This is a genomic window from Pseudomonas sp. IzPS59 (assembly GCF_014863505.1).
Taxonomy (GTDB): domain Bacteria; phylum Pseudomonadota; class Gammaproteobacteria; order Pseudomonadales; family Pseudomonadaceae; genus Aquipseudomonas; species Aquipseudomonas kribbensis.
The window spans coordinates 4,074,528-4,096,853 of the sequence record NZ_CP062251.1 but is presented as its reverse complement, the minus strand read 5'-3'; the positions used below and the strand labels follow the sequence as shown (position 1 = coordinate 4,096,853).

Here is a 22,326-nt window from a genome sequence, read left to right as displayed (position 1 = left end):
ATACAGTTCGTATAAATCGAAGTATAGCCGCTAAAAATACGAATTTTCCTGAAGTGTTTGTCTCCCTAGAATGCCCAGCCATCGACGGGCGGTCTGCGACCCTGTCTGTTCATTCGAAGGAAGCCTTATGAAATACACAATCCCGGCACTGATGTTTACGTCTTTACTGCTAATGACCGGTTGCGACCAGGCCGAAAAAAGCGCCCAGCAATTGATGGGCAAGGCCGCCGAAAGCGCCAAACAAGCGATCGACGACACGCACAAAGCCGCCGAGCAGGCGCTCAGCGAAGCCACTGGCGGCCTGATCGAGAAAAAAGAAGCCCCGGAAAAAGATGCGGAAAAATCCGAATCTTCCTCCAAGACCATCTAAACCGTCTTACAAGAGTCAGGACTGACCCATGGAATACCTGTTAGAACTCGCTTCCAGCCCGACGGCCTGGATTGCCTTGGCCACACTGGTGGTGATGGAAATCGTGCTTGGCATCGATAACCTGATCTTCATCTCGATCCTGACCAACAAGCTGCCCCAGCAGTATCGGCAGAAGGCACGCCGCCTCGGTATCGGCATGGCGCTGATCATGCGTCTGGCGCTGTTGAGCACCATCGCGTTCATCGTGCAGTTGACCGCGCCGGTCATCGAGATCCTGGGCCAGGCGTTTTCCTGGAAGGACATGATCCTGATCGCCGGTGGCTTGTTCCTGGTGTGGAAGGCGACGACCGAAATCCATCACAGCATGGACCCGGTGCCGGACGATCCGAAGTCGGCTACCTCGACGGTGACTCTGGGCTTTGCCGCCGCCATCGGGCAGATCCTGATGCTGGACATGGTGTTCTCGATCGACAGCATCATTACCGCGGTCGGCATGACCGAACACTTGCCGATCATGGTGATCGCGGTGGTGGTTTCGGTACTGGTGATGCTGTTTGCGGCTGACCCGCTGGCCAAGTTCATCAACGACAACCCGTCGGTGGTGATGCTGGCCCTGGGCTTCCTGATCATGATCGGCATGACGCTGATCGCCGAAGGTTTCGGCGCCCACGTACCGAAAGGTTATGTGTATGCCGCCATGGCGTTCTCGGCTGCGATCGAGGTGTTGAACATGATGTCCCGTCGGGCGAAGCAGAAGAAGCTGGCTGCCCAGGCGTAACCGCTGGAAAATCGAAGGCCGCGTCACTCGCAAGAGTCACGCGGCCTTTTTCGTTTGAGTCGATTGAAAGATGTCAGTGCGCGGTGGCGTGACGGGCGCTGTGTTTCTCGATCTTCTTGATCGGTGCAGGTTGCACAGGGTGGTGGTGGCGGCGGGAAATCCGCAGCACGCCCCACAACATGGCGGCGGCGACGGCCAGCCAGCCGGCAATCAACATCACAATGGTCATGGTCAGGCTCATCGGTGCCTCCTCTTTGCCCTGCATCGGGCGCTCACTCTTTTGCTGTCTTTCGAGTGACAGTCTAGTCGCTGGCGTGTTTCAGGCTATTGACCAAAGGTCGGTGGTGACCAATCACTTCGCTCTATACAGCCGATGCATCTGCCCCTTTGGGCTATACCGCAGCGTTGCGCCGTCCTATGATCCTCGACCAAGCCGGAACACGATGACCGGTAACTGATCAAGAGAGTGACGATGGTGCAGCTATTTTCCCGGATTCGCATGGCACTGCTGGTGGCCGGTTGCGTGACAGCTTTGGTGGGGTGTGCGGGCAGTGTGGCGCCGGAAGTCCAGCGCCTGCCGGAGCGCGTTGAACTCAGCGGCACCTTCTATCGGGGCGAAGCCAATCAGAGCGGGCCGCAGGTGTTGGCCAGTCTGCTGTCGCAGCAAGGCATCGTGATCACCCCGGGGTTGCTGGAAAAGCCTCTGCACCTGCCGGGCGCCGAGGACAAGCTTCAACAGAATATGCAGAACCTGGCCCGCGAATACGGCATGGTCGTGTACCCGGTAGATGCCCGTTTGCCGGCGCTGCTGACCCAGGTCGCGGCGGGTTACCCGGTGATGGTGCGTTTTAGCGAGGGATCGGCGTTCTGGGCCGAGCCGCGGTACGCAATCCTTTCCGGTTATGACCGCAAGAAGCAGAAGGTTCTGCTGCGCGCGGGGATGAATCGTCGTGAACTGATGAGTTTCAGTTCTTTTGAATCGGCGCTCGAGAAGTCGGGTGGCTGGGCGGTATTGATTCAGAAGCCTTCGCAGCTCCCGGCAGCGGTCGATCGCCAGCGTTGGCTGAAAGCCGCTGATGAACTGGCGCAGGCTGGCCAGGAACGCGAGGCGGCGCAGGCGCGCAAGGCTCTGGAAGCGAAGTGAGGTTCCGTCCGTCTCCTGACGGGCACCCTGGCGCGCAGCTACGCTCTTAAGGGTAACGCCCGGTTTTTCGGGTGATTACCCGAATGAGAGGTGCGTATGAGTACCGATTCGAGCTTTGACGACCATAAACCGGACAGTGTGCCGACCACACCGGAGACGGACGTCGATTCGGTGCTGGATCCGGACAGCCCGCTACGCGATCCATTGGCTCGCCCGGCCGTGGTGACTCCGGAACATCACCGAGATCCCAGTGCCGGCGACGGCATTCCCGATGATGACCAGATGCCGCTGCCCAACGACTGAACCGGCAGACGAAAAAAAGCCCCGAATGTTCGGGGCTTTTTTGTATCGCGATTTACTTGGACGCTTCGACCACGCCGCTCTGGCGGCCCTTGAGGTTCTTCTCGGCCTTGTATTGCTGGGCCACCGCCGGAACGTTGGTGCTCCGGCCGGTTTCCACCCAGCTGCGGATGCGGCTGGCATCGGCGAAGTGGGTGTACTTGCCGAATGCATCGAGAATCACCAGGGCGACCGGGCGGTTGCTCATCCGGGTCACGAGCACCAGGCAATGGCCGGCCGGATTGGTGAAGCCGGTCTTGGTGATCTTGATGTCCCAGTCGGCCTTGTTCACCAGGTGGTCGGTGTTACGGAAACCCAGGGTGTAGTTGGGTTTGCGGAACGAGACGGTCTTTTCCTTGGTGGTGGTGAGTTCGGTCAGGATCGGATGCTTTTGCGCAGCCATCAGCAACTTGCTCAGGTCCCGGGCGGTGGAAACGTTGCGCTCCGACAGGCCGGTCGGTTCCACAAAGTGGGTGCTGGTCATGCCCAGCGCCTTGGCCTTGGCGTTCATCGCGGCGATGAAGGCTGCATAACCGCCCGGATAGTGATGGGCGAGACTGGCGGCGGCGCGGTTTTCCGAGGACATCAAAGCGATCAGCAGCATCTCCCGGCGCGGCAGTTCGCTACGCAGTTTGACCCGGGAAAACACGCCTTTCATTTCCGGGGTGTGGCTGATGTCGACGTCAATCCATTCGTCCATGTTCTGGTGGGCTTCAACCACGACCAGGCCGGTCATCAACTTGCTGACGGAAGCGATCGGCACGATCACGTCCGGATTGCTGGAGTAGATGACTTTGTTGGTCTGCAGATCCATCAGCAGGGCGCTGCCGGAGGCAATCTTCAACTGTGAAGCGTCTCGGGGGGCAGCGGTGGTTTCGGCGGCGTTGACCGTTGGCGTGAGGAGCGTGCCTGAAAATGCAAAAACCAGGCTCAGGATGGACAGACGAATATTCACGCGGGCGAACTCATGAAGGTTGGAAATGCCGTTTTTTGTAACGGACTGTATCGTAAAACGACGCATTCTAGGAGTATGGCTGAAGATCTGTCGATGGTTGTTTGAAGGGCATGAAAAAGTCGTGAAAAGCCCTGTAAAAATAGGGGTTTCCGGCGAACGGTAAAGGTTTTTTCGAGGATACGAAAAACCCCGCACAAGGCGGGGTTCTTCTGGAGCGGAAAAAGCGCTTTAAGCGTGCAGGGTTTCTGCCGCGTAGAGGGTGTTTTCCAGCAGGCAGGCACGGGTCATCGGGCCGACGCCGCCCGGTACTGGTGTGATCCAGCCGGCGCGGGGCAGGGCGGTTTCGTACACCACGTCACCGACCAGTTTGCCGTCGTCCTGACGGTTGATGCCGACGTCGATCACGATCGCGCCTTCCTTGATCCACTCGCCCTTGACCAGGCCCGGCTTGCCGGCGGCAACCACCACCAGATCGGCGCGGCCGACGTGGCCGGCCAGGTCCTTGGTGAAACGGTGGGTCACGGTCACGGTGCAGCCGGCCAGCAGCAGCTCCATGGCCATCGGGCGACCGACGATGTTGGAAGCGCCGACGACCACTGCATCCATTCCGTACAGATCGACACCGGTGCTTTCCAGCAGGGTCATGATGCCTTTCGGCGTGCACGGACGCAGCAGCGGAATGCGCTGGGCCAGGCGACCGACGTTATAAGGATGGAAACCGTCGACGTCCTTGTCCGGGCGGATGCGCTCCAGCAACTTGGACGCGTCCAGGTGCTCAGGCAGAGGAAGTTGAAGCAGAACGCCGTCGATTGCCGGGTCGTCGTTCAGTCGATCGATCAGATCGGTCAGTGCTTCCTGAGTGGTTTCAGAAGGCAGGTCGTAGGCTTGGGAGAGGAAGCCGACCTCTTCACAGTCTTTACGCTTGTGCGAGACATAAACCTGAGAGGCAGGATCGCTGCCGACCAGGATCACCGCGAGGCCGGGAGTGCGCAAGCCTTGCTCGCGACGTTCGGCTACCCGTTGAGCGATCTGCTGGCGCAGGCTGGCGGCGATTGATTTGCCGTCGATTAGTTGTGCAGTCATTGCGCGTGATTAACCATCGAGAGGGGAAAAAAAGAGAACGCATTCTCGCATGTCAAACGGTGAGGGCAAAGGCGCTTGGTCAGCAAATTCCCCTAAGCCCTTTAATTAAATGAATTTTTTTCAAAAAGGATTTGACGACCTGCAGGTCGCTCTATACTATTCGTCGCACTTGTCGGGCACAGCCTAGCACTGGTTAAGAAGGTCGAGCGAAATCAAGGTTTTGCGAGACTGGAAAGCACTTAGTTTGTAGTCCTCCAAGGGTACAGCTAACAAGGCGCCCGTAGCTCAGCTGGATAGAGCATCCGCCTTCTAAGCGGATGGTCGCAGGTTCGAGTCCTGCCGGGTGCGCCATTAGGCAGCTTTGGCACAAGTAGCGCGATATGGTGGGCGTAGCTCAGTTGGTAGAGCACGGGATTGTGACTCCCGTTGTCGTGGGTTCGATCCCCATCGTCCACCCCATATTTCGAAAGGCGCCAGATGTAACAGTCTGGCGCCTTTGCTTTAAAAAGCTTCATCCGCGGATGTGGTGGAATTGGTAGACACACTGGATTTAGGTTCCAGCGCCGCGAGGCGTAAGAGTTCGAGTCTCTTCATCCGCACCAATCAAAGCTTCATTCATGCCGTTGGTAGGGTGAAGTTCTACAAAGAAGTTGTTTGGCTTCTTTGACACGCAATATGGTGGGCGTAGCTCAGTTGGTAGAGCACGGGATTGTGACTCCCGTTGTCGTGGGTTCGATCCCCATCGTCCACCCCATATTTCGAAAGGCGCCAGATTTAACAGTCTGGCGCCTTTTTTGTTTCAGGAATTCGAGTTTCTGGCGACAGCTGGTTTCGGGTCGCAGGGCAGGGTGCTTCGTCGTATTAATGTTGCTCGATGATGCTGCGCTGCCCACTGACCTTGCTTGTGAGGTTGGCTGTCAGGGAGATGATTCAACCGCCTCTATATATAGAAGAGGTTGGTGCAGGGCCCTGGCTTGATTGGCTGTATTTGCTAACAGGGCGAGGCGCAACCGTTTGTCCCCGCCTTCAATTTGCCTGCTGTTTTTTTACCCGTTTTCAGTAGGGTGACTTCTTGAGTTTGACCTACTAGAATGCTTGCCCTTGATTCTTGGGTCGGAAACGGCCGGCTAACGTCTGTGCAACGAGGAATATCCATGCAAGTTTCTGTTGAAAATACTACTGCTCTTGAGCGCCGCATGAGCATCACCGTGCCGGCTGAGCGCATCGAGACTCAGGTCAACAAGCGTCTGCAGCAGACTGCCCAGAAGGCCAAGATTGCTGGCTTCCGTCCAGGCAAAGTGCCTATGAGCGAAATCAAGCGCCGTTTTGGTGCTGATGCGCGCCAGGAAGCGATTGGCGACGTGATCCAGTCCTCCTTCTACGAAGCTGTGGTTGAGCAGAAGCTGAACCCGGCCGGTTCGCCGTCGATCGAGCCTAAGTCGCTCGAAGCTGGCAAGGACCTGGAATACGTAGCCGTATTCGAAGTGTTCCCTGAGTTCACCGTTGCCGGTTTCGAAGGCATCACCGTTGAGCGTCTGAGCGCTGAAGTGGCTGACGCCGATCTGGACAAGATGCTGGACATCCTGCGCAAGCAGAACACCCGTTTCGAAGTGGCCGATCGCGCTGCCCAGAACGAAGACCAACTGAACATCGATTTCGTTGGCAAGGTTGACGGCGAAGTGTTCGCTGGCGGTTCCGCCAAGGGCACTCAGCTGGTGCTGGGTTCCGGTCGCATGATCCCTGGCTTCGAAGAAGGCCTGGTTGGCGCTAAAGCCGGCGAAGAGCGCGTTCTGAACCTGACTTTCCCAGAGGACTATCAGAACCTGGACCTGGCTGGCAAAACCGCCGAGTTCACCGTGACTGTAAACACCGTTTCCGAGCCTAAACTGCCAGAGCTGAACGAAGAGTTCTTCGCCCAGTTCGGCATCAAGGAAAGCGGCATCGACGGCTTCCGCACCGAAGTTCGCAAGAACATGGAGCGTGAACTGCGTCAGGCCATCAAGTCCAAGGTCAAGAATCAGGTAATGGACGGTCTGCTGGCCACCAACCCGATCGAAGTGCCAAAGGCTCTGCTGTCCAACGAAGTTGACCGTCTGCGCGTGCAGGCTGTTCAGCAGTTCGGTGGCAACATCAAGCCTGACCAACTGCCGGCCGAGCTGTTCGAAGAGCAAGCCAAGCGCCGCGTTGTCCTGGGTCTGATCGTGGCTGAAGTGGTCAAGCAATTCGACCTGAAGCCAGACGAAGCCCGCGTTCGCGAAATGATTCAGGAAATGGCTTCGGCTTACCAAGAGCCTGAGCAGGTCGTGTCCTGGTACTACAAGAACGAGCAGCAACTGAACGAAGTCCGTTCGGTTGTGCTGGAAGAACAAGTTGTGGATACTGTTCTGCAGAAAGCTAGCGTGACCGACAAATCGGTCTCTTACGAAGAAGCGGTCAAGCCGGTAGAAGCTCCAAAAGCCGACTGATTGTTTCTGCGTTAGAAGCACACACCATAAGCCAGCCTTCGAGCTGGCTTATGCGTATTCAAGACATGACTATTTGGGAGTGACTGCAGAGCATGTTCCGTAATTCCTATATTCAGCAGAACTCTGATATCCAGGCCGCCGGCGGCCTGGTCCCGATGGTTGTCGAGCAATCTGCTCGTGGCGAGCGCGCCTATGACATCTACTCGCGTCTTCTCAAGGAACGAGTGATCTTTCTGGTGGGTCCGGTAGAGGACTACATGGCCAACCTGATCTGCGCGCAATTGCTGTTCCTTGAAGCGGAAAACCCGGACAAGGACATCCATCTTTACATCAACTCCCCGGGCGGCTCGGTCACTGCAGGCATGTCGATCTACGACACCATGCAGTTCATCAAGCCGAACGTGTCGACCACCTGCATCGGTCAGGCCTGCAGCATGGGCGCATTCCTGCTGACCGCAGGTGCACCGGGCAAGCGTTACTGCCTGCCGAACTCGCGAGTGATGATTCACCAGCCACTGGGCGGTTTCCAGGGCCAGGCGTCGGATATCGAAATCCACGCCAAGGAAATCCTCTTCATCCGCGAGCGTCTGAACACGCTGATGGCCAAGCACAGCGGGCGCACTCTGGAAGAAATCGAGCGCGACACCAACCGCGACAACTTCATGAGTGCAGAAGCTGCGAAGGAATACGGCTTGATCGACGAAGTGATCAACCAGCGTCCAGCTTAAAATAAGCAGCTCAAAACAGGCCTGATCGGCTGGTCCGATCAGTGGCGGGCTTGAAAAAGCCCGCAATAGCCTTCATCTTGTGTTGCAAGCCTATCGGATTTGGATCGAACGAATGACTGACACCCGCAACGGCGAGGACAACGGCAAGCTGCTCTATTGCTCCTTCTGTGGCAAAAGCCAGCATGAAGTGCGCAAATTGATTGCCGGCCCCTCGGTCTTTATCTGCGACGAGTGCGTCGACCTGTGCAATGACATCATCCGTGAGGAGGTGCAGGAAGCACAGGCCGAAAGCAGCGCGCATAAATTGCCTTCGCCTAAAGAAATCAGCGGCATCCTTGACCAGTACGTCATTGGTCAGGAGCGTGCGAAGAAGGTTCTCGCGGTAGCGGTATACAACCACTACAAGCGTCTGAACCAGCGTGACAAAAAGGCTGACGACGTCGAACTTGGCAAGAGCAACATCCTGCTGATCGGCCCGACAGGCTCCGGTAAAACCCTGCTGGCCGAAACCCTGGCCCGCTTGCTGAACGTTCCGTTCACCATCGCCGACGCAACCACCCTCACCGAGGCGGGTTACGTGGGTGAAGACGTCGAGAACATCATTCAGAAGCTGCTGCAGAAGTGCGATTACGACGTAGAGAAAGCCCAGATGGGCATTGTCTACATCGACGAGATCGACAAGATTTCGCGCAAGTCCGACAACCCGTCGATCACCCGGGACGTTTCCGGCGAAGGCGTGCAGCAGGCCTTGCTCAAGTTGATCGAAGGCACGGTCGCTTCCGTTCCGCCGCAAGGTGGCCGCAAGCATCCGCAGCAGGAATTCCTGCAGGTCGACACCCGTAACATCCTGTTTATCTGCGGTGGTGCCTTCTCCGGTCTGGAGAAAGTGATTCAGAACCGTTCCACCAAGGGTGGCATCGGTTTCAACGCAGAAGTGCGCAGCAAGGAAGAAGGCAAGAAGGTTGGTGAATCCCTGCGTGAAGTCGAGCCTGACGATCTGGTCAAGTTCGGTCTGATCCCGGAATTCGTCGGTCGTCTGCCGGTTCTTGCGACGCTGGACGAGCTGGATGAGGCTGCATTGATGCAGATTCTCACCGAGCCGAAAAATGCCCTGACCAAACAGTACGCCAAGCTGTTCGAGATGGAAGGCGTGGATCTGGAATTCCGTTCCGACGCGCTGAAATCGGTCGCCAAGCGTGCCCTGGAGCGTAAAACCGGTGCCCGTGGCCTGCGTTCGATTCTCGAAGGTGTGCTGCTCGACACGATGTATGAAATCCCCTCGCAGTCCGAGGTGAGCAAAGTCGTGATCGATGAAAGCGTGATCGAAGGCAAGTCCAAGCCACTGTATATCTACGAAAACAGTGAGCCGACGGCCAAGGCAGCGCCGGACGCGTAAGTGTCCACCCTGCCGGAACAAAGAAGGGGCCTTCGGGCCTCTTTTTTTTTATGTCGTTTTTTACATCCGCTTTGCGCTTGTTTTTTTTCAAGGCAGCCCCCATCTTGGTTTCAAGCTTAATTCCATCTGATTACGGCCATATGGCCGCCGTAGAGGCGAAATCATGAAGACCACCATCGAATTGCCTCTCCTGCCATTGCGTGATGTCGTTGTGTATCCGCACATGGTTATCCCGCTGTTCGTGGGGCGCGAGAAATCCATCGAAGCCCTCGAGGCCGCGATGACGGGCGACAAGCAGATCCTGCTGCTGGCCCAGAGAAACCCGGCTGACGACGATCCCGGAGAAGACGCTCTGTATCGCGTCGGTACCATTGCCACCGTTCTGCAACTGCTCAAGCTGCCTGACGGCACCGTCAAGGTTCTGGTTGAAGGCGAGCAGCGCGGTACTGTCGAGCGTTTCAGTGAGGTCGATGGCCACTGCCGTGCCGAAGTTTCCCTGATCGACGAAGTCGACGCCGCCGAGCGCGAGTCCGAAGTCTTCGTGCGCACGCTGCTGTCGCAATTCGAACAATATGTTCAGCTGGGCAAGAAAGTCCCGGCTGAAGTCCTGTCGTCGCTCAACAGCATCGATGAGCCGGGCCGTCTGGTAGACACCATGGCTGCGCACATGGCGCTGAAGATCGAGCAGAAGCAGGAAATCCTCGAAATCATCGATCTGGCTGCCCGGGTCGAGCACGTTCTGGCTCTGCTGGACGCCGAAATCGACCTGCTGCAGGTCGAAAAACGCATCCGCGGTCGCGTCAAAAAGCAAATGGAGCGCAGTCAGCGCGAGTACTACCTGAATGAGCAGATGAAGGCCATTCAGAAGGAACTCGGCGACAGCGACGAAGGCCACAACGAAATCGAAGACCTGAAAAAGCGCATCGACGCTGCCGGTCTGCCGAAAGATGCCCTGGCCAAGGCGACTGCCGAGCTGAACAAGCTCAAGCAGATGTCGCCGATGTCGGCCGAAGCCACCGTCGTGCGTTCCTACATCGACTGGCTGGTACAGGTGCCGTGGAAGGCCCAGAGCAAGGTACGCCTGGATCTGGCCCGTGCCGAAGACATTCTCGACGCCGATCACTATGGTCTGGAAGAAGTCAAGGAACGCATCCTTGAGTACCTCGCCGTGCAGAAGCGCGTGAAAAAGATTCGTGGCCCGGTGTTGTGCCTGGTCGGTCCTCCGGGCGTGGGTAAAACCTCGCTGGCGGAGTCGATTGCCCACGCCACCAACCGTAAATTCGTGCGCATGGCCCTCGGTGGTGTGCGTGACGAAGCGGAAATCCGTGGTCACCGTCGGACTTACATCGGTTCGATGCCAGGAAGATTGATTCAAAAGATGACAAAGGTGGGCGTCCGCAACCCGCTGTTCCTGCTCGATGAAATCGACAAAATGGGCAGTGACATGCGTGGCGACCCGGCGTCTGCGTTGCTGGAAGTGCTCGATCCGGAGCAGAATCACAACTTCAACGATCACTATCTGGAAGTCGATTACGACCTGTCGGATGTGATGTTCCTCTGCACCTCCAACTCGATGAACATTCCGCCGGCGCTGCTGGACCGGATGGAAGTGATCCGTCTGCCGGGCTACACCGAAGACGAAAAGATCAACATCGCCGTCAAGTACCTGTCGCCAAAACAGATTGCCGCCAACGGCCTGAAGAAAGGCGAGCTGGAATTCGACGAGGAAGCGATCCGCGACATCATCCGTTACTACACCCGTGAAGCCGGTGTGCGTGGCCTCGAGCGGCAGATTGCCAAGGTCTGCCGCAAGGCAGTCAAAGAGCATGCACTGGAAAAACGTTTCTCGGTGAAAGTGACAGCTGATCTGCTGGAGCACTTCCTTGGCGTACGCAAATTCCGCTACGGTCTGGCCGAGCAGCAGGATCAGATCGGTCAGGTGACCGGCCTGGCCTGGACTCAGGTCGGCGGTGAATTGCTCACCATCGAAGCGGCCGTCGTGCCGGGCAAAGGCCAACTGATCAAGACCGGTTCGCTGGGCGACGTAATGGTCGAATCGATCACTGCGGCCCTGACCGTTGTGCGCAGCCGTGCCAAGAGCCTGGGCATTCCCCTGGACTTCCACGAGAAGCGCGACACCCATATTCACATGCCGGAAGGTGCTACGCCGAAAGACGGTCCGAGCGCCGGTGTAGGCATGTGCACCGCGCTGGTGTCGGCTTTGACGGGTATTCCTGTGCGCGCCGATGTCGCCATGACCGGCGAGATCACCCTGCGTGGTCAAGTCCTTGCCATTGGTGGCCTGAAGGAAAAACTCCTCGCCGCACACCGTGGTGGAATCAAGGTCGTGATTATTCCGGAAGAGAACGTGCGTGATCTGAAGGAGATTCCTGACAATATCAAGCAGGATCTGCAGATTAAACCGGTTAAATGGATTGACGAGGTCCTGCAAATTGCGCTGCAATACGCGCCGGAGCCCTTGCCGGATGTGGCTCCGGAGATTGTCGCGAAGGATGAAAAACGCGAGTCCGATTCCAAGGAAAGAATTAGCACGCATTAATACGTCTTTGGCTGGGGGGCTTGTTGACAGTTTTTTAGAGCCCTTGTTATAAAGCGGCTCTTAAGTGTCTGTAGGCCATTCAGCACTCGTTTTTGCTTTCACCAAAAAACTTAGAATCATCTCAAAATAGATATAAGGGGACTTAGAGTGAACAAGTCGGAACTGATTGATGCTATCGCTGCATCCGCTGATATCCCGAAAGCTGCTGCTGGCCGTGCGCTGGACGCTGTAATCGAATCCGTCACTGGCGCTCTGAAGGCTGGCGACTCCGTAGTTCTGGTAGGTTTCGGTACTTTCTCGGTAACCGATCGTCCAGCTCGCATCGGTCGTAACCCACAGACCGGCAAGACTCTGGAAATCGCGGCAGCCAAGAAGCCAGGTTTCAAAGCCGGTAAAGCCCTGAAAGAAGCCGTCAACTAAGTTTGATTCAGGTTTTTACCCATCCGGGTCGGGGTCATTCCTGACTTGGCAGCGGAGCGGTAGAGCAGGCAGTTTGGAATAATTGTCTGCTACGCCGGGATCGAGGGTTCGAGCCCTGTCCGCTCCGCCAGTTACGAGAAGGCGCATCCTCGGATGCGCCTTTCTTCTATCCGGATTCTACCCACGCTCCACGGTTGCCTAATTTTTGAAGTTCAACCGTTTCTGGGGGACGCATGCTGCAGAATATCAGGGACAATTCACAAGGCTGGATTGCCAAGACCATTATCGGGGTCATCGTTGCACTGATGGCCCTGACCGGTTTCGATGCCATTTTCAAGGCCACGACTCACACCAACGAGGCGGCCAAGGTCAATGGTGAAGAAATCAGCCAGAACGAGCTGAGCCAGGCCGTTGACATGCAACGCCGTCAGCTGATGCAACAGCTGGGCAAGGACTTCGATGCTTCCTTGCTCGACGAAAAAATGCTGCGCGAATCGGCCCTCAAGGGTCTGATCGATCGCAAGCTGCTGCTGCAAGGCGCAGAAAAATCGAAGTTTGCCTTCTCCGACGCGGCGCTGGATCAAGTGATCCTGCAAACGCCTGAATTCCAGGTTGACGGCAAGTTCAGCTCCGACCGTTTCGACCAGGTGATCCGTCAGCTGGGCTACAGCCGCATGCAATTCCGCCAGATGCTGGCTCAGGAAATGCTGATCGGTCAGCTGCGCGCCGGCGTAGCCGGCAGCGGTTTCGTGACTGACGCTCAAGTGCTGGCCTTCGCCCGTCTGGAAAAGCAGACCCGTGATTTCGCCTCGCTGAACATCAAGGCTGACCCGGCCGCCGTGAAGCTGACCGACGATGAGGTCAAGGCTTACTACGACGAGCACGCCAAGGAATTCATGACCCCGGATCAGGTGGTCATCGATTACCTCGAGCTGAAGAAGGCTTCGTTCTTCGATCAGGTCGCCGTCAAGGACGAAGACCTGCAGGCGGCGTACCAGAAAGAAATCGCCAACCTGTCGGAACAGCGTCGCGCGGCGCATATCCTGATCGAAGTGAACGACAAGACCACCGAGGCCCAGGCCAAGGCGAAGATCGAGGAAGTCCAGGCACGTCTGGCCAAGGGCGAGAAGTTCGAAGCGCTGGCCAAGGAGTTCTCGCAGGATCCGGGCTCGGCCAACAACGGCGGTGACCTGGGTTATGCCGGTCCTGGTGTCTACGACCCGGCCTTCGAGAAAGCCCTGTATTCGTTGAACAAGGATCAAGTGTCCGAGCCGGTTCGCACCGATTTCGGTTTCCACTTGATCAAGCTGCTGGGCGTCGAAGCGCCGGAAGTGCCGACCTTCGCCAGCCTGAAAGACAAGCTGACCCACGAGCTGAAAGCCCAGCAGGTCGAGCAGCGTTTCGTCGAGGCGACCAAGCAGCTGGAAGACTCCTCGTTCGAGGCGTCTGACCTGGCGCAGCCGGCGCAGGATCTGAAACTGACCGTACACACCTCCAAGCCGTTCGGCCGTGAGGGTGGCGAAGGTGTTGCGTCCAACCGCGCCGTGGTCACTGCCGCGTTCAGCAACGAAGTGCTGGATGATGGTGCCAACAGCACCGCCATCGAGCTGGATCCGGATACCGTGATCGTGCTGCGCGCCAAGGAACACCTCAAGCCTGCGCAACTGCCGCTGGAAGCTGTGGCGACTGCCATCCGCACCCAGTTGGCCAAAGAGCACGCCAGCGCGGCTGCCAAGACCAAGGCGGAGCAACTGATCGCCGGTCTGCGTGACGGCAAGACCCCGCTGGACAAGGCTATCGACGGTCAGAACTGGAAAGTCACCCAGGCCGCCACCCGTGCCCAGGAAGGTGTTGATCCTGCAGTGCTGCAAGCACTGTTCCGCATGCCGAAACCGGCAGCCAAGGACAAGCCGACTTTCAGCAGTGTGACACTGCCTGATGGCAGTCTGACCATCGTGCGTCTGAACGCTGTGAACGAAGCCGCTGCGCCGACCGATGAAGAGAAAGCGCAATACCGTCGCTTCCTCGCTTCGCGTGAAGGCCAGCAGGACTTCGCGGCGTACCGCAAGCAGCTGGAAAGCGAAGCGGACATCAAGCGTTTCTGATGCCTGACAGAGCGATAAAAAAAGCCCCGGATGAAAGTCCGGGGCTTTTTTTTGCCCGCTATTCAGCGCGTGGGAATCCATGTTGTCGGGCATTCGCGGTCGCCCAGAGGGTCAGAATCAACAAGCCCGCAACGATCCAGGGAAAGGCACTGACACCCGGATTCGCCAGCAACAGGCCACCTGCCAGTCCGCCACCGGCAATGCCGACATTCCACAGGGTCACCAGCATCGATTGCGCGGTGTCGGCGGCGTCCTTTGCGGTTTTCGCCGAGGCCGTCTGCAGCAGCGAAGGCATTGCGCCGAAGGCCAGCCCCCATACCGCCGTTGCGGCGTAGACCACGCCGGGTATTTCCCGCCACAGAGCCAGGGTTACGGCGGAAAGCATGAACAATGTGGTGCTGATCAGTACCAGCTCTCGCAGCCAGCGAACAATCAGGCTGCCGACAATCCACAGGCTTAACACCGACGCCAGGCCGAATACCAGTAACACGCGGTCGATTTCGGCACCGAGGCCGGAGGGTTCAAGGAATGGCGCTATGTAGGTGTACAGAAGGTTGTGAGCGACCACGTAGGACAGCGTCACGAACAACACAGACCGCACGCCCGGCAGGGTAAAGACCTGACGCAGGGGCAGGTGCTTTCCGGCACGTTCGCCGGCAAAGTCTGGCACTTGCCAGCGTACCCAGATCACCAGCAGCACGGTCATTGCGCTCATGAGCGCGAAGCTCAGCCGCCAGCCGACCACGGTACCCAGCAGCGTGCCGGCCGGTATGCCCAACGAAAGCGCGAGAGGGGCGCCGAGCATGGCCACGGTAATGGCGCGACCCTGTAGATGCGGGGCAACCATGCGGCTCGCATACCCCGCCAGCAGCGCCCAGAGCAGCCCGGCAAACACGCCGGCAATAAAGCGTGCTATCAGCGTTAACCAGTACAGCTCCGACAACGCGGTGATGCTGTTGGCGATGGCAAACCCCCCAATGGCCGACAACAGCAGTGGTCGGCGACGCCAGCCTCGGGTGGCGATGGTCAGCGGAATGGCCGCCAGCATCGATCCGATGGCGTACAGCGTGACCAGTTGCCCGATCAGTGCCTGAGAGACATCGAGACCCGCGCTCATCTGCGGTAACAGTCCGGCGGGCATGGCTTCGGTCAGCACGGTAATGAATCCGGCGGTAGCCAGTGCGAGCAAGGCACCCAACGGTAATCGTTCTGCGGGTTCGACCGGGTTGGCAAGCGTTGCGGAAGTGAGTTGTGCATCGTTCATGAGCCAGCATCCAATTTGCCGAGGGAGATGAAGGCCACAGGGTAGGGCGCTGCGCATTCGGGAAAAACAGGTTAGGGTTCCGAACATCTCGGACAGGAATGTCGTGAATCTGGGGGGAAGAATGGACAGTCTGGGCAGTATTTCGGTGTTCGTGCAGGTGGCAGAAACCCGCAGCTTTACCGAGGCAGGCCGCTTGCAAGGCGTGTCATCTTCGGCAGTGGGCAAGAGCATCGCGCGGCTGGAGGCGCGGCTTGGGGTCAGGTTGTTCCATCGCACCACCCGCAGCATCACGCTCACCAGTGAAGGCGCGCTGTTTCTTGAACGCTGCCGCAAGATTCTCGCCGAGGTCGAAGCGGCTGAATTCGAGTTGTGTGATGCCGCATCGGCGCCTCACGGCAAGTTGCGGGTCAGCTTGCCCCAGGTGCATGAACTGGTGATGCCGGTCATGAATGAATTCATGGCGCTGTACCCTCAGATCGAGCTGGATCTGGACCTGACCGACCGCATGGTCGATGTTGTCGAGGAAGGCTTCGATGCTGTCATCCGCACAGGAAAACCTCGGGATTCGCGACTCATGGCCCGGCCGCTGGGAGAATTTCACATGGTGCTGGTGGCCAGTCCCGGGTATCTGCGCGAGCGCGGTGTGCCGCTGGTCCCCGCCGATCTGGCGCAGCACGCTTGTCTGCGCCACACGTTTCACGCGACGGGCAAACTGGAACCCTGGCCGCTGAAGCGCGAGGAGGGCGTTCCCGAGCCAGGTTTGCCGACACGCTTGGTCAGTACGTCAATTGAAGCGGTCAGCCATGCGGCACTGGCCGGCCTGGGCATCGCCTGCCTGCCGGACTTCATGATCCACGAGGCGCAAAGGCAGGGGTGCCTGCAGCGGGTGCTGGATGAGCATCTGGAGCATACCGGACAGTTCTGGGTGCTATGGCCATCCAGTCGCCATGCAACCGCCAAATTGCGGGTGTTCATTGATCATTTGTCGGCGCGACTTTTTCCTGTCGCCGAGGGTCAGTAGAGTTGTAACTGTTTTAAGACACTAATCCGTACGCCGCGGGGCAGCGATCTGTTGCACAATACGCCCCGGACCGTTTTCCCTCAGGATGTTTAATGTTGAATTCTATTCCCGTGCGTTTTTTCGGGTTGGCGTTGTTGCTGACCGCCGCTGCCGGCTGCTCCAAGGACAAGCCTATCTACGAGCATGAGAACTTCGACGACTCCGGCACCTTTTCGCGCAACTATCCGGTCACCGATGCCGCCAGCTGCGAAGCGGCGCGCCGTGCGTTGCTCAGCCAGGGCTACATCATCACAAGCAGCGACCCGAAACTGGTCAGCGGGCACAAGAGCTTCCAGCAGACCGGTGAAACCCACATGGAGATCAGCTTCAACGTGGTGTGTACCGATGACGGCAGCTCCGCGCACCACGCGACGGTGTTCGCCAACGCCCTGCAGGACCGCTACGCGCTGAAGAAGACCAACAACTCGGCCAGCCTCGGGGTGGGTGTGCTGGGCTCGGTGTCGATGCCGATCGGTTCCTCTGACGACTCGATGGTCAAGGTGGCCAGCGAAACCGTGTCCTCGCAGAAGTTCTACGAGCGCTTCTTCACCCTGGTCGAGCTGTTCCTGCCGGCCGATGCGAAGAAAGCCGCCCATATCACCGAGAAGCCGAAGGCCGATCTGGGCGTACCGGAACCCAAGGCAGCGCCGGCCGCGCTGGCCCCGACGCCAGCGGCCGAGCCGACTCCGACGCCAGCCCCGGCCGCCGAACCTGCCGCGACCCCGGCGCCTGCCGCCGCCGAGACTACTCCGGCCAGCTCGGAACCGGTCGTTCCACCAGCCGAGGCGGCGCCGATCACCCCGGCTCCGGGTTCGGAGCTGGTTCCAACATCAGCGCCGGCACCGGAAGTCATCACGCCACCGGCCAATCCGACTGACTTGCCGCCACCGTCCGAGCCGATCCCGGCGATGCCAAGCGGGCATTGACCGGTTGCGGGAGCGATGCAATGTCGCTCCCGCTTCGTTTCCTGTGTGAGCTGAAACGTCGGTTTACACCTTCTGAAAATATCCCCGCGATAAATCCCTGACCGCCTGCTACGTTTATTTCATGAAGGCCGTGTTTCATTTTTCCTTCATACGGGCACTTTATGCTCGAAGCACTGGTCATTTGCTCCAGGCCATTTCAGTAAAGCAGTGAGGGGGATTACACGATGGATGACTATCAAGAAGAACTGCTTGAATTCCAGGCTTACGAACTGGATTCGCCGGAGCCTGCGGAAGACGCCACCGAGCTCTGAGGCTTCAGCCCGTCTTGCGGTGACTGCGGCGAAACTCGCCCGGTGTCTGGCCGTTCCAGCGCTTGAAGGCGCGCTGGAAAGCTTCGGCCGAGGCAAAACCCAGCAGGTAGGCGATTTCACCGAACGCCAGTTCAGTGTCGCGGATGTAGGTCATCGCCAGATCACGGCGAGTGTCGTTGAGGATCGCGCGAAACTGCGTGCCTTCTTCGGCCAGTTTGCGCCGTAACGTCCAGGTCGGCAGCTTCAGGCGTGCCGCCACTTCTTCCAGGTCGGGTTCCCGGCCGCCATTGAGCAACGGCCCGAGCAATTGCGTGATGCGTTCACGCAGGCTGCGGGTTCTCGTCAGTTGTTCCAGTTCCCGTTCACACAGTTGCAGCAGGTGTTTCCAGGTGCTGGGGCAATGTTCCGGGTTGCGTGCGGCCAGGCTGGGGAGGCTCAGGCGCAGTTGATTGTGTTCGGCGCCGAACTGGGTCGGGCACTCGCCGAGCACGGCGTAGGCATCGCGGTAGTCCGGTGTGTCGAACTCGATCTCGATTCGTTCGGCGCGCAGTGGTTCGGAGCTGATGCTGGACAACTGATGCAGCCACCCGGCGATGATCGAATCCACCACAAAACGGTTATAGGCGTTGTACGGGCTGATCGAGTAGAACCGCAGCCATGCGCCGCTGGCGTCTTCGTGGAAACTCGACTGACCACGATAATTGGAGCCGTACAACGGCTCGAAGCGCGTCAGGCAGCGGGCGGCTTCACGCACGGTCGGCGCCTGCGCTGCGGTGACGCCCGCCAGTCCGGCCTGACTCAGACGACTGAGCTGGCCCATGCGCAAGCCGAGGGCCGGATCGCCGGTCAACTGGATTGCACCGTGACCCAGGCGCATGTAGCGCGGGATCGACAGGCGTGCGCCGGCCTCGGCCAGTCGTGCGGTGTCGAGGCCGTATTGTTCGAGTAACGGCTGCGGGTCGGCGTCATGGCTGCGCACGGCATCGGCCAGGCTATGGACGAAGCCCACTGACAGATCCCCGAGACGCATCGGCAGCGGCTTCATGGTCTACAACCAGAGATTGAGCAAGCGCGCGCCACGGGCTTCGCCGTCGGCGAACTGCTGGCCATTGCTGCTCAGGAAGCTCTGTCCTGAACTCGGTTTGTCCCAGAACTGCCCGCGCAGGAACACGCTCATGCCGGCAATCGCCCGGCTCCCCGGTGGTTGTGCCGTGAGGGTCAGGCGGTGCCAGGCCTGGCCTTCGCTGACCTCTCCCGGTTTGAGGCTGACCGAGTCCGGCACGTTCAAGCCTCTGTAACCCTGCCAGGGCTGGTCCCACACGCCATGCCCGATGACGAACGCAGGCACCGCGATCAGTTGCGCACCTTGCTCGTCGAGCCTGCGATAGTTGTCCGGGTACCAGCTGTCGTTGCCGATCAGCACGCCGAGGCGTCCGGCGGGGGTGTCGACCACATTGATCTGTGAAGCTTCGCTGGTGCCGGCTGCTTGATCCTGATCGAAGATCGGGCGCATCTGCCGCTGCGGCTGGCCGAGCGGCGCGCCGTCACGACCGAACACCACACTGGTGTTGTACAGCGCGCCGCTGCCGGCCTTGAGTCGGCCGTCGATGATGTTCGGTTCCGGCAGCACGATCGAGCCCGCCACCAGAGTGATATGGAATTCCCTGGCCAGGCCGCCGAACAGCAGCTGATAGTCCTTGGCCATGTCTCGGGATTTCATTCGCAGGTGGGCGTCATCCAGACGGCTGCTGCCCCTGGCGGTGAGCCAGGCGCGGGCGAACTGCAACGGGTTGCTGGCGGCCAGCCAGTTCATCGCCTCTTCGAGGGTGGGTGCCTGGTACAACTCGTCTTTTTCGCCGCTGATCATCAGCCAGGTGCCGACATGCTCGGGCAGCACCACGATGGTTTTGTCATTGAGCAGGCCCTGATCCTGCGCCTGCTGCAGATAGGCCGCGAGTTTGCGGTGCAGGCGCTCGGAGCTTTGGTAGTCGGTGGGGAACAGTTCCGGCTGGATGCCCAGCAGGTTGCCACGGTCGGCGCGGGTGCCCTGATCGACCGCCAGTTTGATCCGCAGGTCCGACAGGTAATGACCGGCCGGGCGGTCAGCCGCCCACATGGCGTAGAAAGTGAGCGCGGCAACGAGCGCCATGGAAAAGGTCAGGTACAGAAGTTTGCGCATGAAATCCAACAACAGCCGGGTACAGAGTGTGGGACTAGGGTAGGGCCCATGCCTGCGCTTGCCAAGGGGCGCTGCGCATTTGGATCAATAACTTGTCAGTTACGGTCATTGAGTGACAGCGATGCGACTCTTAGGCTGTCGAACATGACTGACGGGGGACGCAGAGCTCCCGCATTTTCCGTGATCGCTCGCTGTGGAGTTACCAATGACCGCCACTTACCCGCACCTGCTGGCCCCGCTGGACCTGGGATTCACCACGCTGCGCAACCGCACCCTGATGGGCTCGATGCACACCGGCCTGGAAGAGAAACCGGGTGGTTTCGAGCGCATGGCGGCGTATTTTGCCGAGCGCGCCCGTGGCGGCGTCGGCCTGATGGTGACCGGCGGTATCGGCCCGAACGACGAGGGCGGTGTGTACTCCGGCGCAGCCAAGCTGACCACCGAGGAAGAAGCCCTCAAGCACCGCATCGTCACCCGCGCCGTGCATGAGGCGGGCGGCAAGATCTGCATGCAGATCCTCCACGCCGGCCGTTATGCCTACAGCCCGAAACAGGTCGCACCGAGCGCAATCCAGGCGCCGATCAACCCGTTCAAGCCCAAAGAGCTGGACGAGGAAGGCATCGAGAAACAGATCAGTGATTTCGTCACCTGCTCGGTACTGGCCCAGACCGCCGAGTACGACGGCGTGGAAATCATGGGTTCCGAAGGCTACTTCATCAACCAGTTCCTCGCGGCCCACACCAACCACCGCACCGACCGCTGGGGCGGCAGTTACGAAAACCGCATGCGCCTGCCGGTGGAAATCGTTCGCCGGGTGCGTGAAGCGGTTGGCCCGAACTTCATCATTATCTTCCGTCTGTCGATGCTCGATCTGGTGGAAGGCGGCAGCACCTGGGAAGAGATCGTCACCCTGGCCAAAGCCATCGAGCAGGCCGGTGCGACCATCATCAACACCGGTATCGGCTGGCACGAAGCGCGGATTCCGACCATCGCCACCAAAGTGCCGCGTGCGGCGTTCAGCAAGGTCACGGCCAAGCTGCGTGGTTCGGTGAGCATTCCACTGATCACCACCAACCGCATCAACACCCCGGAAGTCGCCGAGCAGATCCTGGCCGAAGGCGATGCCGACATGGTGTCGATGGCGCGGCCGTTCCTCGCCGACCCGGATTTCGTCAACAAGGCTGCCGAAGGCCGAGCCGACGAAATAAACACCTGCATCGGCTGCAACCAGGCCTGCCTCGATCACACCTTCGGCGGCAAACTCACCAGTTGCCTGGTCAACCCGCGTGCTTGCCACGAGACTGAACTCAACTATCTGCCGGTCAAGCAGATCAAGAAGATTGCCGTGGTGGGTGCCGGCCCGGCGGGCCTGTCCGCTGCCACTGTGGCTGCCGAACGTGGCCATCAGGTGACGCTGTTCGATTCGGCCAGCGAGATCGGTGGCCAGTTCAACGTCGCCAAGCGTGTGCCGGGCAAGGAAGAGTTCTACGAAACCCTGCGTTACTTCAAACGCAAACTGCAGACCACCCACGTCGAGGTGTGCCTGAACACCCGCGTCGATGTGGCAAAACTGGTCGAGGGCGGTTACGACGAAGTCATCCTGGCCACCGGCATTGCACCACGAGTGCCGGCGATTCCGGGTGTCGAGAACGCCAAAGTGTTGAGCTATCTGGATGTGCTGCTCGAGCGCAAACCGGTGGGCAAGCGTGTGGCGGTGATCGGCGCCGGCGGTATCGGTTTCGACGTGTCGGAATTCCTCGTCCATGAAGGCGTGGCCACCAGTCAGGACCGTGCTGCGTTCTGGAAAGAGTGGGGCATCGACACCAATCTGGAAGCCCGTGGTGGCGTGGCCGGGATCAAGGCTGCACCGCACGCGCCAGCCCGTGACGTGTTCCTGCTGCAACGCAAGAAATCCAAGGTCGGCGACGGTCTGGGCAAGACCACCGGCTGGATTCACCGTACCGGCCTGAAGAACAAGCAGGTGCAGATGCTCAACAGCGTCGAATACCTGAAGATCGATGACGAAGGCCTGCACATCCGCATCGGCGAAACCGGCGAGCCGCAAGTGCTGCCGGTGGACAACATTGTCATCTGCGCCGGCCAGGATCCGTTGCGCGAGCTGCACGACGGCCTGGTGGCTGCCGGGCAGAACGTGCACCTGATCGGCGGCGCCGATGTCGCGGCCGAGCTGGATGCCAAGCGTGCGATCAATCAAGGCTCGCGTCTGGCCGCCGAGCTCTGAT

19 protein-coding genes and 4 tRNA genes are annotated in these 22,326 nt (G+C 59.1%); 17 read left to right on the top strand and 6 right to left on the bottom strand.

What is annotated here, in order from left to right; translation table 11 throughout:
- Nucleotides 1-127: 127 nt before the first annotated feature.
- On the top strand, nt 128-370 hold the full coding sequence (locus IF189_RS18350; protein ID WP_134827433.1) for a hypothetical protein: 243 nt from the start codon (nt 128-130) through the stop codon (nt 368-370).
- Nucleotides 371-398: 28 nt separating this feature from the next.
- Nucleotides 399-1,148: a TerC family protein gene (locus IF189_RS18345; protein WP_192552033.1), complete on the top strand. Its 750-nt coding sequence runs from the start codon at nt 399-401 to the stop codon at nt 1,146-1,148.
- A 73-nt stretch (nt 1,149-1,221) separates the two neighbouring features.
- Here IF189_RS18345 and IF189_RS18340 read toward each other — a convergent pair whose 3' ends face one another.
- Nucleotides 1,222-1,389 (bottom strand): hypothetical protein, encoded by a 168-nt coding sequence (locus IF189_RS18340; protein ID WP_167443780.1) that lies wholly within the window; start codon nt 1,387-1,389, stop codon nt 1,222-1,224.
- A 231-nt stretch (nt 1,390-1,620) separates the two neighbouring features.
- On the opposite strand from IF189_RS18340, the gene IF189_RS18335 reads away from it, so the two are divergent.
- Both IF189_RS18335 and IF189_RS18330 read left to right on the top strand, forming a co-directional pair.
- Complete coding sequence (locus IF189_RS18335) at nt 1,621-2,292, top strand: peptidase C39 family protein (protein WP_114884145.1); 672 nt, start codon at nt 1,621-1,623, stop codon at nt 2,290-2,292.
- A gap of 96 nt (nt 2,293-2,388) precedes the next feature.
- The gene (locus IF189_RS18330; RefSeq protein ID WP_192552032.1) at nt 2,389-2,595 is read left to right on the top strand and encodes a hypothetical protein; all 207 of its coding nucleotides are present in this window, start codon (nt 2,389-2,391) and stop codon (nt 2,593-2,595) included.
- A 52-nt stretch (nt 2,596-2,647) separates the two neighbouring features.
- Here the strand turns inward: IF189_RS18330 and pbpG are convergent, their stop codons facing one another.
- Both pbpG and folD read right to left on the bottom strand, forming a co-directional pair.
- On the bottom strand, nt 2,648-3,586 hold the full coding sequence (gene pbpG / locus IF189_RS18325) for a D-alanyl-D-alanine endopeptidase (RefSeq protein WP_085712474.1): 939 nt from the start codon (nt 3,584-3,586) through the stop codon (nt 2,648-2,650).
- Nucleotides 3,587-3,814: 228 nt separating this feature from the next.
- Complete coding sequence (folD, locus tag IF189_RS18320; RefSeq protein WP_085712473.1) at nt 3,815-4,669, bottom strand: bifunctional methylenetetrahydrofolate dehydrogenase/methenyltetrahydrofolate cyclohydrolase FolD; 855 nt, start codon at nt 4,667-4,669, stop codon at nt 3,815-3,817.
- Nucleotides 4,670-4,943: 274 nt separating this feature from the next.
- Here folD and IF189_RS18315 point away from each other — a divergent pair.
- The 10 genes from IF189_RS18315 to IF189_RS18270 all read left to right on the top strand — a co-directional run bounded on the left by IF189_RS18315 (nt 4,944) and on the right by IF189_RS18270 (nt 14,343).
- Nucleotides 4,944-5,020 (top strand) — tRNA-Arg (locus IF189_RS18315).
- A gap of 32 nt (nt 5,021-5,052) precedes the next feature.
- Nucleotides 5,053-5,128, top strand: a tRNA-His gene (locus tag IF189_RS18310).
- Between the two features lie 58 nt (nt 5,129-5,186).
- Nucleotides 5,187-5,271 (top strand) — tRNA-Leu (locus tag IF189_RS18305).
- Between the two features lie 76 nt (nt 5,272-5,347).
- Nucleotides 5,348-5,423 (top strand) — tRNA-His (locus IF189_RS18300).
- Between the two features lie 400 nt (nt 5,424-5,823).
- Nucleotides 5,824-7,134 carry a trigger factor gene (tig, locus tag IF189_RS18295; protein WP_085712472.1) on the top strand — a complete coding sequence of 437 codons (1,311 nt, stop codon included), beginning with the start codon at nt 5,824-5,826 and terminating at the stop codon, nt 7,132-7,134.
- A 92-nt stretch (nt 7,135-7,226) separates the two neighbouring features.
- Nucleotides 7,227-7,862, top strand: coding sequence for an ATP-dependent Clp endopeptidase proteolytic subunit ClpP (gene clpP, locus IF189_RS18290; RefSeq protein ID WP_053161532.1), 636 nt, complete (start codon nt 7,227-7,229; stop codon nt 7,860-7,862).
- A gap of 112 nt (nt 7,863-7,974) precedes the next feature.
- On the top strand, nt 7,975-9,258 hold the full coding sequence (gene clpX / locus IF189_RS18285) for an ATP-dependent Clp protease ATP-binding subunit ClpX (RefSeq protein ID WP_016775335.1): 1,284 nt from the start codon (nt 7,975-7,977) through the stop codon (nt 9,256-9,258).
- 163 nt (nt 9,259-9,421) lie between these two features.
- The gene (lon, locus tag IF189_RS18280) at nt 9,422-11,818 is read left to right on the top strand and encodes an endopeptidase La (protein ID WP_085712471.1); all 2,397 of its coding nucleotides are present in this window, start codon (nt 9,422-9,424) and stop codon (nt 11,816-11,818) included.
- A 147-nt stretch (nt 11,819-11,965) separates the two neighbouring features.
- Nucleotides 11,966-12,238 carry an HU family DNA-binding protein gene (locus IF189_RS18275; RefSeq protein ID WP_002552737.1) on the top strand — a complete coding sequence of 91 codons (273 nt, stop codon included), beginning with the start codon at nt 11,966-11,968 and terminating at the stop codon, nt 12,236-12,238.
- A 233-nt stretch (nt 12,239-12,471) separates the two neighbouring features.
- A complete protein-coding gene (locus IF189_RS18270; protein ID WP_085712470.1) occupies nt 12,472-14,343 on the top strand; it encodes a SurA N-terminal domain-containing protein in 1,872 nt (623 codons plus the stop codon).
- 58 nt (nt 14,344-14,401) lie between these two features.
- Here the strand turns inward: IF189_RS18270 and IF189_RS18265 are convergent, their stop codons facing one another.
- A complete protein-coding gene (locus IF189_RS18265) occupies nt 14,402-15,607 on the bottom strand; it encodes an MFS transporter (RefSeq protein ID WP_192552031.1) in 1,206 nt (401 codons plus the stop codon).
- Between the two features lie 121 nt (nt 15,608-15,728).
- Between IF189_RS18265 and IF189_RS18260 the strand changes: the two genes are divergently transcribed.
- Both IF189_RS18260 and IF189_RS18255 read left to right on the top strand, forming a co-directional pair.
- The gene (locus tag IF189_RS18260; RefSeq protein ID WP_134827428.1) at nt 15,729-16,628 is read left to right on the top strand and encodes a LysR family transcriptional regulator; all 900 of its coding nucleotides are present in this window, start codon (nt 15,729-15,731) and stop codon (nt 16,626-16,628) included.
- 92 nt (nt 16,629-16,720) lie between these two features.
- The gene (locus tag IF189_RS18255; RefSeq protein ID WP_192552030.1) at nt 16,721-17,593 is read left to right on the top strand and encodes a DUF2242 domain-containing protein; all 873 of its coding nucleotides are present in this window, start codon (nt 16,721-16,723) and stop codon (nt 17,591-17,593) included.
- A 315-nt stretch (nt 17,594-17,908) separates the two neighbouring features.
- Here IF189_RS18255 and IF189_RS18250 read toward each other — a convergent pair whose 3' ends face one another.
- Both IF189_RS18250 and IF189_RS18245 read right to left on the bottom strand, forming a co-directional pair.
- Nucleotides 17,909-18,949: an AraC family transcriptional regulator gene (locus tag IF189_RS18250; RefSeq protein WP_134827426.1), complete on the bottom strand. Its 1,041-nt coding sequence runs from the start codon at nt 18,947-18,949 to the stop codon at nt 17,909-17,911.
- A 3-nt stretch (nt 18,950-18,952) separates the two neighbouring features.
- Nucleotides 18,953-20,083 (bottom strand): carbon-nitrogen hydrolase family protein, encoded by a 1,131-nt coding sequence (locus IF189_RS18245; protein ID WP_134827425.1) that lies wholly within the window; start codon nt 20,081-20,083, stop codon nt 18,953-18,955.
- A 205-nt stretch (nt 20,084-20,288) separates the two neighbouring features.
- On the opposite strand from IF189_RS18245, the gene IF189_RS18240 reads away from it, so the two are divergent.
- Entirely contained in the window at nt 20,289-22,325 is a 2,037-nt protein-coding gene (locus tag IF189_RS18240) for an NADPH-dependent 2,4-dienoyl-CoA reductase (protein ID WP_134827424.1), read from the top strand.
- The last annotated feature ends 1 nt before the right edge of the window (nt 22,326 follow it).

Excerpts from the sequence above, each read along its gene's own strand:
- IF189_RS18240 (WP_134827424.1), top strand. The coding sequence starts at position 20,289 with ATGACCGCCACTTACCCGCACCTGCTGGCCCCGCTGGACCTGGGATTC.
- IF189_RS18245 (WP_134827425.1), bottom strand. The coding sequence starts at position 20,083 with ATGCGCAAACTTCTGTACCTGACCTTTTCCATGGCGCTCGTTGCCGCG.
- IF189_RS18335 (WP_114884145.1), top strand. The coding sequence starts at position 1,621 with ATGGTGCAGCTATTTTCCCGGATTCGCATGGCACTGCTGGTGGCCGGT.
- tig (WP_085712472.1), top strand. The coding sequence starts at position 5,824 with ATGCAAGTTTCTGTTGAAAATACTACTGCTCTTGAGCGCCGCATGAGC.
- IF189_RS18345 (WP_192552033.1), top strand. The coding sequence starts at position 399 with ATGGAATACCTGTTAGAACTCGCTTCCAGCCCGACGGCCTGGATTGCC.
- IF189_RS18330 (WP_192552032.1), top strand. The coding sequence starts at position 2,389 with ATGAGTACCGATTCGAGCTTTGACGACCATAAACCGGACAGTGTGCCG.
- folD (WP_085712473.1), bottom strand. The coding sequence starts at position 4,669 with ATGACTGCACAACTAATCGACGGCAAATCAATCGCCGCCAGCCTGCGC.
- clpP (WP_053161532.1), top strand. The coding sequence starts at position 7,227 with ATGTTCCGTAATTCCTATATTCAGCAGAACTCTGATATCCAGGCCGCC.
- IF189_RS18270 (WP_085712470.1), top strand. The coding sequence starts at position 12,472 with ATGCTGCAGAATATCAGGGACAATTCACAAGGCTGGATTGCCAAGACC.
- lon (WP_085712471.1), top strand. The coding sequence starts at position 9,422 with ATGAAGACCACCATCGAATTGCCTCTCCTGCCATTGCGTGATGTCGTT.
- IF189_RS18260 (WP_134827428.1), top strand. The coding sequence starts at position 15,729 with ATGGACAGTCTGGGCAGTATTTCGGTGTTCGTGCAGGTGGCAGAAACC.
- clpX (WP_016775335.1), top strand. The coding sequence starts at position 7,975 with ATGACTGACACCCGCAACGGCGAGGACAACGGCAAGCTGCTCTATTGC.
- IF189_RS18265 (WP_192552031.1), bottom strand. The coding sequence starts at position 15,607 with ATGAACGATGCACAACTCACTTCCGCAACGCTTGCCAACCCGGTCGAA.
- IF189_RS18250 (WP_134827426.1), bottom strand. The coding sequence starts at position 18,949 with ATGAAGCCGCTGCCGATGCGTCTCGGGGATCTGTCAGTGGGCTTCGTC.
- IF189_RS18255 (WP_192552030.1), top strand. The coding sequence starts at position 16,721 with ATGTTGAATTCTATTCCCGTGCGTTTTTTCGGGTTGGCGTTGTTGCTG.
- IF189_RS18340 (WP_167443780.1), bottom strand. The coding sequence starts at position 1,389 with ATGAGCCTGACCATGACCATTGTGATGTTGATTGCCGGCTGGCTGGCC.
- IF189_RS18350 (WP_134827433.1), top strand. The coding sequence starts at position 128 with ATGAAATACACAATCCCGGCACTGATGTTTACGTCTTTACTGCTAATG.